General features: G+C 31.8%; 16 protein-coding genes. 11 read left to right on the forward strand and 5 right to left on the reverse strand.

Translation table 11 applies throughout. The features are described 5' to 3' along the window. The first annotated feature begins 1 nt into the window (after position 1). The 8 genes from ACFQ1O_RS05290 (at position 2) to ACFQ1O_RS05325 (ending at position 5,980) form a co-directional block, all read left to right on the forward strand. The gene (locus ACFQ1O_RS05290) at positions 2–415 is read left to right on the forward strand and encodes a RidA family protein (RefSeq protein ID WP_377714086.1); all 414 of its coding nucleotides are present in this window, start codon (positions 2–4) and stop codon (positions 413–415) included. Beyond that, positions 415–1,176 carry an IclR family transcriptional regulator gene (locus tag ACFQ1O_RS05295; RefSeq protein WP_377714088.1) on the forward strand — a complete coding sequence of 254 codons (762 nt, stop codon included), beginning with the start codon at positions 415–417 and terminating at the stop codon, positions 1,174–1,176. Before ACFQ1O_RS05290 ends, ACFQ1O_RS05295 begins: the two co-directional genes overlap by 1 nt. 1 nt (position 1,177) lies before the next feature. After that, the gene (locus ACFQ1O_RS05300) at positions 1,178–2,623 is read left to right on the forward strand and encodes an aldehyde dehydrogenase (protein ID WP_377714090.1); all 1,446 of its coding nucleotides are present in this window, start codon (positions 1,178–1,180) and stop codon (positions 2,621–2,623) included. A 5-nt stretch (positions 2,624–2,628) separates the two neighbouring features. Beyond that, entirely contained in the window at positions 2,629–3,408 is a 780-nt protein-coding gene (locus tag ACFQ1O_RS05305) for an SDR family oxidoreductase (protein ID WP_377714092.1), read from the forward strand. Positions 3,409–3,464: 56 nt separating this feature from the next. Next, entirely contained in the window at positions 3,465–3,986 is a 522-nt protein-coding gene (locus ACFQ1O_RS05310; protein ID WP_377714094.1) for a 3-hydroxyanthranilate 3,4-dioxygenase, read from the forward strand. A gap of 2 nt (positions 3,987–3,988) precedes the next feature. Next, positions 3,989–5,074, forward strand: a complete 1,086-nt coding sequence (locus ACFQ1O_RS05315; protein ID WP_377714096.1) for an amidohydrolase family protein — start codon at positions 3,989–3,991, stop codon at positions 5,072–5,074. Positions 5,075–5,144: 70 nt separating this feature from the next. Next, on the forward strand, positions 5,145–5,786 hold the full coding sequence (locus ACFQ1O_RS05320) for an O-methyltransferase (RefSeq protein ID WP_377714098.1): 642 nt from the start codon (positions 5,145–5,147) through the stop codon (positions 5,784–5,786). A 2-nt stretch (positions 5,787–5,788) separates the two neighbouring features. Further along, entirely contained in the window at positions 5,789–5,980 is a 192-nt protein-coding gene (locus tag ACFQ1O_RS05325; RefSeq protein WP_377714100.1) for a hypothetical protein, read from the forward strand. Between the two features lie 13 nt (positions 5,981–5,993). Here the strand turns inward: ACFQ1O_RS05325 and ACFQ1O_RS05330 are convergent, their stop codons facing one another. Further along, positions 5,994–6,875: a winged helix-turn-helix domain-containing protein gene (locus ACFQ1O_RS05330; RefSeq protein WP_377714101.1), complete on the reverse strand. Its 882-nt coding sequence runs from the start codon at positions 6,873–6,875 to the stop codon at positions 5,994–5,996. Between the two features lie 143 nt (positions 6,876–7,018). On the opposite strand from ACFQ1O_RS05330, the gene ACFQ1O_RS05335 reads away from it, so the two are divergent. Further along, complete coding sequence (locus ACFQ1O_RS05335; RefSeq protein WP_377714103.1) at positions 7,019–7,564, forward strand: hypothetical protein; 546 nt, start codon at positions 7,019–7,021, stop codon at positions 7,562–7,564. On the opposite strand, the gene ACFQ1O_RS05340 is transcribed toward ACFQ1O_RS05335, so the two are convergent. Together ACFQ1O_RS05340 and ACFQ1O_RS05345 are read right to left on the reverse strand one after the other, a co-directional pair. Then, positions 7,561–8,109 carry a phosphatase PAP2 family protein gene (locus ACFQ1O_RS05340; RefSeq protein WP_377714105.1) on the reverse strand — a complete coding sequence of 183 codons (549 nt, stop codon included), beginning with the start codon at positions 8,107–8,109 and terminating at the stop codon, positions 7,561–7,563. The genes ACFQ1O_RS05335 and ACFQ1O_RS05340 overlap by 4 nt on opposite strands. After that, entirely contained in the window at positions 8,109–8,390 is a 282-nt protein-coding gene (locus tag ACFQ1O_RS05345) for a Sec-independent protein translocase subunit TatA/TatB (RefSeq protein WP_377714107.1), read from the reverse strand. The genes ACFQ1O_RS05340 and ACFQ1O_RS05345 overlap by 1 nt, the downstream gene beginning before the upstream one ends. A 78-nt stretch (positions 8,391–8,468) precedes the next feature. Here ACFQ1O_RS05345 and ACFQ1O_RS05350 point away from each other — a divergent pair, with 78 nt between their 5' ends. Together ACFQ1O_RS05350 and ACFQ1O_RS05355 are read left to right on the forward strand one after the other, a co-directional pair. After that, positions 8,469–8,720, forward strand: a complete 252-nt coding sequence (locus tag ACFQ1O_RS05350; RefSeq protein ID WP_377714109.1) for a hypothetical protein — start codon at positions 8,469–8,471, stop codon at positions 8,718–8,720. After that, positions 8,713–9,252, forward strand: coding sequence for a DUF1697 domain-containing protein (locus ACFQ1O_RS05355; RefSeq protein ID WP_377714111.1), 540 nt, complete (start codon positions 8,713–8,715; stop codon positions 9,250–9,252). Before ACFQ1O_RS05350 ends, ACFQ1O_RS05355 begins: the two co-directional genes overlap by 8 nt. A gap of 54 nt (positions 9,253–9,306) precedes the next feature. On the opposite strand, the gene ACFQ1O_RS05360 is transcribed toward ACFQ1O_RS05355, so the two are convergent. Then, positions 9,307–9,807: a TlpA family protein disulfide reductase gene (locus ACFQ1O_RS05360; protein WP_377714113.1), complete on the reverse strand. Its 501-nt coding sequence runs from the start codon at positions 9,805–9,807 to the stop codon at positions 9,307–9,309. 152 nt (positions 9,808–9,959) lie between these two features. After that, positions 9,960–12,263, reverse strand: coding sequence for a M1 family metallopeptidase (locus ACFQ1O_RS05365; protein WP_377714115.1), 2,304 nt, complete (start codon positions 12,261–12,263; stop codon positions 9,960–9,962). Between the last annotated feature and the right edge of the window lie 22 nt (positions 12,264–12,285).

Genomic DNA, 12,285 nt, shown 5'->3' on the forward strand with positions numbered 1-12,285 from the left:
TATGAACAAAGGAAAATTAATAGAAGGTAAAGCAACCCCTAGAGGAAAGTTTCCACATGTAAAACGTGTAGGTGATTTTATATACGTATCTGGAACCAGTTCTAGACGTCCAGATAACTCTTTTGAAGGTGTAGAAGTTGATGAGTTTGGAACCACTAACTTAGACATTAAAGCACAGACTAAAGCTGTTTTAGAAAACATAAATGATATCTTGAAAGAAGAAGGAGCTAGCTTAAAAGATATTGTTGATGTTACTTCTTTCTTAGTCAACATGAATGACTTTGGAGGATACAATCAAGTATACGCTCAATATTTTGATTACGATGGTCCTACAAGAACAACTGTTGCGGTACACCAGTTACCTCATCCTCATTTATTAATCGAAATTAAGGTTGTTGCTTATAAGAAAGCATAATGAGTAACGAAAAGAAAATATTAAACACCTCTGTAGAAAAAGCATTTAAGATTCTAGATTGTTTTAGTATTAACGATCAAGAATTGGGTGTTACAGAATTGGCTCAAAAAATGGGAACCAATAAAAGTGCTGTATACCGAATGTTAGCAACTATGGAGGCTTTAAATGTTATTCAACAAAATCCAGAAAACGGAAGATATCGCTTAGGTTTAAAATTATTTGAGTTAGGACAAAAAGTTCCTATTAATCAAAATTTTATTGCTAAAGCTAGACCATATATGGAAGCATTAGCTAAACAAGCTGGAGAAACAGCTCATTTAGCCATCTATAAAAACCAAAAGGTTTACTTTTTAGATAAAGTTGTTGGTAGACATGATTTACAAATCAATTCACAGATTGGATCAGAAAAACCTATTCACTGTACAGGGCTTGGTAAAATTATGTTAGCCTTTGGTGAACCAAATTATGAGAAAGTAATAAACTCATTGAATTTAGATTCAATTACTAAAAACACTATCACTAATTCTAAACAACTAATATCAGAAATTGATAAAATAAAAGGTCAAGGCTTTGCATTAGATTTAGAAGAAAATGAAATAGGACTAGTCTGTGTGGCTGTTCCGGTATTTAACAGAAGGGGGCAATTCATTGCCGCTATTAGTACATCTGGACCTTCAGCTAGATTTAATGAAGATGAAATACAGACCTACACTGGCGATTTAAAAAATACAGCTCTTGAGCTACAAAACATATTTAGTTAATATGGAAAAAATACTAAACTATATAAACGGAGAACTGGTTGCTCCAGAGGAAAACAATTGGATAGACAATTACAATCCATCTAACGGAGAAGTGTATAGTCTTATTCCAAATTCTTCAGAAAAAGATGTTGAAAAAGCTTATCAAGCAGCAGCAGCTGCTTATCCTTCTTGGTCTAACACAACCATAGATGAACGTAGTAAGATATTATCTAAAATAGCCTCGCTTATAGAAGAAAATCTTGAAGAGTTTGTTGCAGCCGAATCTAAAGATAATGGTAAACCACTAAGTTTAGCCAGAGCTGTGGATATTCCTCGTGCCTCAAGTAACTTTCAGTTCTTTGCAAATGCCATTACTCAATTTGCAAGCGAATCTCACGAAAGTGTAGGTTTAAATGCTTTTAACTTTACACTTAGAAGCGCTATTGGTGTTGTAGGGTGTATTTCTCCATGGAATTTACCATTATACTTATTTTCTTGGAAAATTGCTCCAGCACTAGCTGCTGGAAATACCGTTGTTGCTAAGCCAAGTGAAGTAACTCCTATGACTGCATATTTACTAAGCAAAATTTGTAATGAAGCCGGTTTACCTAAAGGAGTTTTAAACATTGTTCATGGTTTAGGTCATACAACTGGTCAGGCTATCGTAGCTCATGAAAAAATAAAAGCAATTTCCTTTACTGGAGGGACTGCTACTGGAGCTCATATTGCTAGAACAGCAGCTCCAATGTTTAAAAAGTTATCGTTAGAATTAGGTGGTAAAAACCCTAATCTTATTTTTGCTGATTGCGATTATGATAAAATGTTAGCAGTAACACTTAAATCTTCTTTTGCGAACCAAGGCCAAATTTGTTTATGTGGTTCTCGTATCTATGTAGAACGATCTATTTACGACAAATTCAAATCAGATTTTATAGCCAAGGTTAAAGCTTTAAAAGTTGGACACCCTTCAGATACCGAAACTAATATTGGAGCTTTGGTATCGAAACCTCATTTAGAAAAAGTAAAATCGTATATAGATATTGCCGAACAAGAAGGTGGTAAAGTATTAACTGGAGGTAACTATGTTACTATAGACGGTTATGAAAACGGATACTATTTAAAACCTACAGTTATAGAAATAAGCAATCCTATTTGTAGATTAACTCAAGAAGAAATATTTGGCCCAGTAGTAACTATTATGCCTTTTGACACCGATCAAGAAGCTTTAGAATTAGCTAACGGTGTACGTTATGGTTTATCTAGTACTATTTGGACTAACAACTTAAACAGAACTATGCATTTAGCTAAACACTTAGAGGCTGGTATAGTTTGGATAAACACTTGGTTAATGCGTGATTTAAGAACACCATTTGGAGGGATGAAAGATTCAGGCGTAGGCCGTGAAGGCGGACTTGAAGCTTTACGTTTCTTTACAGAACCAAAAAACATTTGTATAAAATATAATTAAGAATAATGAACTTAGATTTAACTAATAAAAACGCATTAGTGTGCGGAAGTACTCAAGGTATTGGTAAAGCTTCTGCTAAAGAATTAGCATCTATGGGAGCTAACATTACATTAGTGGCTAGAAATGAAGAGAAATTAAAAAATGTATTAAGTGAATTAGACTCTTCTAGAGGTCAAAACCACAATTACATCGTTGCAGATTTTCAAAATCCTTCAGAATTAAGTTCTAAAATTAATGGAGCTAACCAAAGTTTTCATATTCTAATAAACAATACTGGAGGACCAGCTGGAGGACCTGTTTTTGATGCTACTTTAGATCAGTTTGAATCAGCTTTTACTCAACATTTAAAATGTAACCATGTATTAGCACAAGCTGTAGTTCCTTCTATGAAAGAAGCGGGTTATGGTAGAATTATCAATATTATCTCTACATCTGTAAAACAACCATTAAACGGGTTGGGTGTTTCTAATACTATTAGAGGTGCTGTTGCTAATTGGTCTAAAACCCTAGCTAATGAATTAGGTGAATTTGGAATAACAGTAAACAATGTATTACCAGGAGCTACAGGAACAGAACGGTTAAATGAAATCATTAATAACAAAGCAAACAAGACTGGTAAATCGGTTGAGGAAGTATCAAATGCTATGAAGGCTCAGGTTCCTGCTAACCGATTTGCTAAACCAGAAGAAATTGCTAATGCTGTTGCTTTTTTAGCATCGCCAGCAGCTTCTTACATTAACGGAATTAATGTTCCGGTAGATGGTGGAAGAACAAAATCACTATAAAATATAAATTACCAGTTTTTAACTAACTTTATAAGCAACCAGAAAAAATCATAATTATGAGCAAGCTAGTATCTCCTTTAAATTTTAAAGAATGGATCGATGAAAACAGACATCTATTAAAACCGCCAGTAGGCAACAAATGCGTGTGGGATGATGGTGAATATATTGTAATGGTAGTAGGTGGTCCAAACGGACGAAAAGATTATCACTACAATGAAACTCCTGAATTCTTCTACCAAGTAGAAGGCGATATGGTTTTAAAGATCATTGATAATGGAGAACAAAAAGATGTTCATATAAAAGAAGGCGATATTTATTTATTACCTGCTAAAGTTCCACATTCTCCGCAACGTGGAGCCAACACTGTAGGCTTGGTTATAGAAATACCAAGAGCCGAAGGTGTTATGGATGCTTTAGAATGGTATTGCGAAAGTTGTTCGACTCCATTATACAGAGAAGAATTTGCTCTAGATAATATTATGACCGATATGCCTATCATTTTTGATAAGTACTATAATGATAAAGAAAAATGTACTTGCTCTAATTGTGGAGCAGTAATGCAAGAACCAGGTAAGTAATTATGGAAAAACGAAAATTAAGAATAAACGGTCACTCTCACCTTCTTCCTTACCCTGAGGAAATTCCTCAGTTTATGAAAGATAAAGGAATCTTTTGGGTAGATAAAGACCGTAAATATATGCTTCAAAAAGATTGGAGTAGACCTGTTACTGATTCAAGCTTTTTCTTAGAAGAAAAACTAGCTTGGATGGAACATTTTAAAATAGACCATGCTGTTGTACTTAATCTTTCTCAGTTATACGGAAATGGTTTACGACTAGAAGAAATGAAACAAGCCTTACGCTTTCAAAACGATTTTAACGCAAAAGTACAGCGTGACAACCCCAGTAAATTCACCTGTGGATTTGTAGTACACCCTGGTTTTGTTAGAGGAGCTTGTTGGGAAATTGAACGTTGTGTAGAACAATTAGGCATGCGCTTATTATGCTTGCCTACCCATTATATGGATACAATAGGTACTTGGCGTTGCATTTTTGATGAAGAAAATGAACCTATATTTGAATTAGCTGATAAATACAACTTAGCTGTAGAAATTCATCCTTATGACGGGGAAAAATTCATTAAACTTCAAAACACTTCATGGCGTTTTCATTTAATATGGATGTTAGCGCAATGTGCAGATGCTTATCATTTCCTTACCTTAAATGGATATTATGAAAAATACCCTAACATGCGTATTTGTTTTGCTCATGGAGGACAGTTAGCACAAATGAACTTAGGTAGACGTATTCAAGGGTTTGATGGTAGACCTGATTTATTTGAAGGCAAACAACACCCAAGAAAAGCAGTTGGACATAAAAATATATTCTTTGACACTTTAGTGCATGATACTGGTTCTTTAGATTTATTAATTAAAAACCAAGGTGCTAATCAGGTTTTAATTGGTTTAGACGATCCGTATCCTTTAGGAGAAATGGAAAGTGACAGGCAATCTTCGTACCCTGGCAAGATATTAGATTTGGCTATAGACAGAGGTATTGTTACTGATACTCAAAAAGATGCTATGTGGGAAGATAACGTATTAAATTGGCTATTTGGTGATGATCAAAAAGCTAAAGATGACTTGGTTAAAAAGATTCTTTCCTAACAAGAAAAAACAACAACTAAAAGACCTTACATTATTATATATTTGTAAGGTCTTTTTTATTTATACAAATATGCATTTCATTCCTCAGAAACTAGACGATTACGTAGTGGCTCATTCACAGCAAGAGCCGGAATTATTACAGCAATTAACTCGTGAAACGTACCAAAAAATTTTACAGCCAAGAATGTTAAGTGGCCCATACCAAGGAAGAGTCTTAAGTATGATTTCTAAATTAATAAATCCAAAAAATATTTTAGAAATAGGGACTTATACGGGTTACTCTGCTTTATGTTTAGCAGAAGGAATGCAAAAAAATGGTCAGTTACACACTATTGATGTAAACGAGGAGTTAGTAGATTTTCAACGTAAATATTTCGACAAGTCTAATTGGGGAAATCAAATTCACCAGCATTTAGGCAGCGCTATTGATATTATTCCACAACTCGACATTAAATTTGATCTAATTTTTATAGATGCAGACAAACCGAATTACGTTACATACTTTCATTTAATTATTGATAAGTTAACTACAGGTGGAATTATTTTATCAGACAATGTTCTATGGAGTGGCAAAGTAATTGAAAAGTTAAACCCAAAAGATGAGTCTACCAAAGCTCTTTTAGAATACAACAAGCTCTTAAACGAAGATAATAGAATAGAAACTGTTTTACTACCTATACGAGACGGTTTAACTATTAGTAGAAAAAAGTAATTATGCCTAGAATTAAAAGAATCAAAAATATATTTTTAATTACTGGAGTCTTTTTAACTATTGCATTTAGTTATCAATTATACCAATACTTACAAGAAAATACTTTTGTAACAGAATTCCCTGGAGATTGGGATAAACCTTTAGGCATTTCAATAGGTGTTTATTTAATTATTAGATCTAGATTTATCAAATAACTCTTTTAAAAATTCATAAATTAACTTCTAACTTATAACCTACCCCGTGTACATTAGTTAATTTAATATTGTTATCTGATTTAAGTTTCTTTCTAAGCTTAGATATATAGGTATCTAGGCTTCTACCTACAACCACCCCTTTGTCTTCCCAGACTTTTTTACTCAACTCTTCTCGTTTAATAACTTCGTTGGGTCTTTCAATAAAAATGCTTAACAATTCACATTCCTTAACAGACAAACTTATCTCTTCTGCTTCTTTTACTAGTTTACTCTGTTCTGGATAAAATAGAAACATTCCTATTCTTTCTGCTTCATTATATGTAGCATTAAATCCTTCACCTATATTAATTTTAGTGTTCGGCTTTTTTAATCTAATTCCTAAAAAGACTAATACCACTCCTAAACCTATCATTAAAACAGTTAACCAATTACTTTTGTTTGCCTTTGGTTTTCCTTTAAATTTAACTGTTATATCATAGCAACTTTCAGGTAATTCTCTTCCTCTACAAGGAATAATATCTTCGCTTGTAAAATTCATTATTTGGTAACTATAAGCCACTTCTTTCTCTTTACACTTTACCACCTCAACCAAGTAGTTACTTTTTAAATTTGTTTTATCAAAACTATTTTTAACTGTATTTAGTAAACTATCTGGGTTTATTGATAATGATTCTTGAAATGATAACTGATATTTATTTGGTGACACTTCTCTAATTGGTAATACTAAAGAAGTTGAATCTTGATTGGCTAATAATAATTGATTTCCAACTTCGCGAAGTGACAATCGAACTAGTTCTGATTTATTTCCTACTTTCTCTTTTACTGGAAACAACAGAATAATTCCTATTAAACTAACTACACAACCTAAAACTATATACAAAATACCTTTATTCATAACTTTTGTAAATAACATACTTTTTTAAGACTTTTTACAGGAGTTGACACTTCTTTTACACTTTTTTGACACTTTATAGCCTATTAACCGGTAGCTTTATAAAAAAATCACAAGTAATTATTTAACCATTAAAATTTTAAAACATGAAATATTATTTAACCATTATTTTAATAACTCTTTTTATTAGTTGTAATAAAGATACTAATCAATCCGTAAAGATTGTAGAGACCATTAAATCTGAAAAAAAAATCAATAACTCTACATTACCTGCTAAAAAAAATAAAGCACCATACGAACTTAAACTAGATTTAGAAAAGGTAAATGACTCTTCTTATTATTTAACAGCAAAAATGATGTTGCTAAAAGGTGCTCATTACGTATCTCCATACTCCAAAAAAAGTTTCAAAGGAAAATTTAACCTTACCATTAATCCCAATAATAAAATAAAAGTCGATGATTTTTTATTAAGTGTTCCAGACTCTGAAACACAATCGATTATTAATGGTTCTTTAGATTGGGTAAAAGTAAATACAATATATAAGCAACAATTTTTTGTAAACCCTAAAGATAATTTTACCGCTACAGGGTTTGTTCAATTTGTTATTGAACCACGATGTACTTTTGAAAAAATACCTTTTTCAATTATTCAAAAAGATGGACATATCCGTATTCAAACAGATGGCTGTTAATTAAATCTTCTTGTAACTAACTTAACTATTAGTTTGGCTATAAAAAAGCCTACTACTGCGCCAGTTAAAATATCGGAAGGAAAATGTGCTGCTAAATACAAGCGACTAAATGAAAATAAAAAAGCCCAAATAATTACAATGTAAACAGGCTGGAATATTTTTCTAAAAAATGCTATAAAATAAAATGCTATACTAACCGATGTAGCTGTATGGCCCGAAAAAAAACTATAATCTGTTAGGTGTATTGGTTCTCTAAATAAACCTTCTAGTAGAACATTATTACAAGGTCTTAATCGTTCTACTAGTTGTTTTATTAACTCTGTTAATCCTAATACTATCACCAACATTATTAATAAACCTAATACTATTGGTATTCTATTTTTACTAGGTGTTTTTTTTAAACCTAATAAGAACAAAACAATAAGAAAAGGAACCCAAACCCATATTTTTGTAACAAATAACCAAAAAGGATCTATTTTTTCGTTTCCCCAATTATTGAAGATTTGCAATAAATAAACATCTAATTCTAGAAGAGATTCAAGCATTAAAAACTACGCTTTATAGGTCCAGTAAAATCATCAATATCTTCCTTTACCTTATCTATTTCCTTTTTAACATCACCAGCTAAATTGGTATCTATCCCGTGGTTATCTGCACTTTTTTGAATTTCAGACTTTATTTCATTTGAAGCGTTTTTTAATTGAGTCATTCCTTTTCCCAAACCTCTTGCTATTTCAGGTAACTTATCTGTACCAAAAATCATAATCACTATAAAAAGTATAAAGATTATTTCTGGACCGCTTATAAATAAAAAGTACGTTTGCATACTGCAAATATAACTAAAGGTTTTTTGATAATAGACAGCCGATTCTTATTTTTAACTTCTTAAGTATTAAAAGCACATATGAGTAAGAAAATTAAACTAATTTGGGAGTTTAGAGGTCCCAGTGCAGAACAAACTGCTAAACATCATGTCATTCATTTAAAAGAATATATGCAAATAGAAAAATTTGATTTTGAAGAAGCTAATCATTCTGTAATAAATGAGTTTAGTGCTTTTGCTTTTTTAATAACCAACGAAGACTATTTACAAAAACTAAGAGCAGATTTAAAGCCCAATAAAGGACAATACTACACGCCTAAAACAAATGAATAAATTTATCGTTTTTCTCAGAGGTATTAATGTTGGTGGACATCATAAAATATTAATGGCCGACTTACGCAATTTGCTTAATAAAAACGGATATTTAAACAGTAAAACTTACATACAAAGTGGTAACATTATTTTAGATTCTCATAAAAATGCAAAGCAAATTTCTAAACACGTTAAAGAACTTATTGCAAAAGAATATCAATTTAATATACCTGTAATAACTATTTCTGGAGAAGAATTACTTAACTGTTTTTCTCAAAATCCTTTCTTAAATCTAGAAAATGATATTAAAAAACTACACGTTACTTTTTTAAGTGACATTCCAAATAAAGCAAATGTAAAAAACTTAGATATTCCTATATACAATAACGATCAATACAACGTAAAAGGAAAAATTATTTATTTGCATACTCCAGATGGTTTTGCTAAAACCAAATTTAATATTGTTACTTTTGAAAAAAAACTACTAGTACAAGCAACTACAAGAAACTGGAACACTATAACCAAATTAGTTAATTTACTAAACGAAAAATGAGAAAGTTAAGCTCTCTCATTTTAAATACTACTAATATATTTTTGTTGTGTTGTTTTACAAAGAAGCATATTTTTTATTAGTAGTGTGTTTTTTTATAGCCTTAAATAATTGTTTTTCTGCCCCATTAGAATAACCTATTTGTCTATATACAATTTTATTATTCTTTATAACTAATGTTAATGGAACTGTCCATACTCCTAAAGCTTTTCTAAGCTTTTTTTCTTGATCTAATAACACTGAAAAACTCCAATTAGACTTCTTTGCCATATCAACTACTTTAGAAGCATCTTGCTTTTTATCTATTGAAACAGCGTAAAAAGGAACTCCAGTTTGCATTTTCCATTCTTCATGTATTTTATTAATATTATTTAATTCTTTTTTACATGGAGGGCATTTGGTAGACCACAAAGCTACAACAACAACAGAGTTCTTAGTAATAGATTCTGTAGACACTTTATTTCCTTCTAAAGTTAGTAAACTTACATCTGCAAGTTTTTTTTGAGGGAAAACAAAAGAACAAATAAATAACGTAAACACTGCTATTAGATTTTTCATAGTTGTAGAATTTAGGGTTATAATAGTTAAACAAGAAACTTATTATTTACCCTAAGCTTTAACTGCAACTAATTTTAAAGTAGAATACATTACTTACACAAAAAGCCAACTCTATTGAGTTGGCTTTTTGTGTAAGTGTAATACAGAATATATTATTTCTTTACTTTCTTTTTAAAAGAATCGAATTTAGAAGGTTTTTCTTGTTTAGGCCAAGAATTGTTAGACACATCAATATCTGCAGTTTCTAAATCAGGATCTACTGTAATACCAACTAATTCTTTTTCAGAAGCTATTACTTTACCAATCTCCTTATCATTCTTTCTCCAAACTTGAGCCGGATATTTTATTTTCTCTGTAGAACCATCTGCATACTTATACTCTACTATTAAAGGCATTACTAATCCACCTGGTTTGTCAAATGTAACTTCATAAAAATACTTAGGTGTCTTTAATTGTGCTCTTTCTGCAGGAGTAAAATTATCCATAACATACTCTCTTAATGGAGTTGAATTTGATAAAGCATCGCCTTTTTTAAGCGATTCTGTAAAGTCTTCACTTCCTTCTTCTGCCATAAAAACCAACGGAGGTAAATCAGATTCTTTTAATCCTCTTTCTTCCATAATCTCTCTAATTTCTTTTGTTGGTTTAGATGTTACATAAAACTTCTTTACATCTTTAACTCCAATATCTACATAATCTGTAGTATAGAACCAACCTCTCCAAAACCAATCTAAATCTGTACCAGATGCATCTTCCATAGTTCTAAAGAAATCTTCTGGAGTTGGGTGTTTAAACATCCAACGCTGAGAATATGTTTTAAAGGCATGATCGAAAGATTCTTTACCCATAACTGTTTCACGCAATATATTTAATGCTGTAGCTGGCTTACCATAAGCATTATTTCCTAATTGATGAACTTGCTCTGGGTTTGACATAATTGGAGAAATAAAACTCTGATCTCCTTTCATATAATTTACAATCTTAGAAGGTTCTCCCCTTCTAGATGGGTATTTTTTATTTGGTGCAATTGCTTCTGGATATGTCTCTCCGAACTCTTGTTCAGTAATATACTGCATAAAAGTATCTAAACCTTCATCCATCCATCCCCACTGACGCTCATCAGAATTAACAATCATAGGGAAATAATTATGACCAACCTCATGGATAATTACACTAATCATTCCATACTTAGTTCTATCGCTATAAGTACCATCCTCGTTTGGACGACCATAGTTCCAGCAAATCATAGGATATTCCATTCCTTGATTTTTAGCATGAACAGAAATAGCTTTGTGATAAGGGTAATCAAACGTTTTTGCCGAATACGACTTTAATGACTGAACTACTGCTTTTGTAGAATATTCTTCCCATAATGGGTTTCCTTCTTTAGGGTATAAAGAAACAGCCATAATTGTTCTATCACCTTGCTTTACAGCTTGCATATCCCAGATGTATTTTCTTGAAGATGTAAATCCGAAATCACGAACATTTTTAGCATGAAACTTCCACGTTTTCATTTCTGTAGAACGACTCTTTTCGTTTGCTTCTGCCTCAGCTTGAGTTACAATTAAAACAGGCTTATCAAAAGACTTACGAGCTTGCTCATAACGCTTCATCATTTCTTTAGAAAACACTTCTTTTCTATTAGTTAACTCTCCTGTTGCATCTACAATATGATCTGCAGGAACTGTAATATTAACTTCGTAATCTCCAAAAACTAAAGCAAACTCTCCATTACCCCAAAATTGGTAATTTTGCCATCCTTCTACATCATTATACACACACATTCTTGGGAAAAATTGAGCAATAACATACGCATAGTTATCGTCTTTCTTAAAGTATTCGTACCCAGAACGACCTCTATTGGTAACATGATTGTTAATATTATACCACCACTTTATAGAAAACGTTGTTTTTTCTCCAGATTTTAATGGTTGAGGAATATCAATACGCATCATTGTTTGGTTGATTACATAAGGAAGCGCTTTACCTTTAGCATCTTTAACATAATCTATATTAAACCCTCCGTCAAAAGGAGCTTTAAAATGTTCTCCTACAAAACTTCCTGGTTGATCTGCTGGTGGCACTCCTCCTCCATTTCTTAAAGGAGATTTTGAATCCTTAGCACGTACATTCTGGTCTAACTGAACCCATAAATATTCTAAATCATCTGGAGAATTATTTGTATAGGTAATCGTTTCAGATCCGTAAATTTTTTGATTCTTATCATCTAAACGAATATCCATTTTATAATCTGCTTGTTGCTGATAATAGGCATGACCTGGAGCTCCAGAGGCAGTACGATACTGATTAGGGGTTGAAAATTCTTGATACAATTGCCTAAACTTATTATTGTTTATATGGCCTTGTTCTTTTTCTTCTTTTACTTCTTCTTGAGCAAAAGAAAATCCGCCAAGCACTAAGGCTACAGCAAAAGTTAGGTATTTGTTTATCATAACATTAATATTATTGAACGCG

The sequence above is a fragment of the Pseudofulvibacter geojedonensis genome, from assembly GCF_042675745.1.
Classification (GTDB): domain Bacteria; phylum Bacteroidota; class Bacteroidia; order Flavobacteriales; family Flavobacteriaceae; genus Pseudofulvibacter; species Pseudofulvibacter geojedonensis.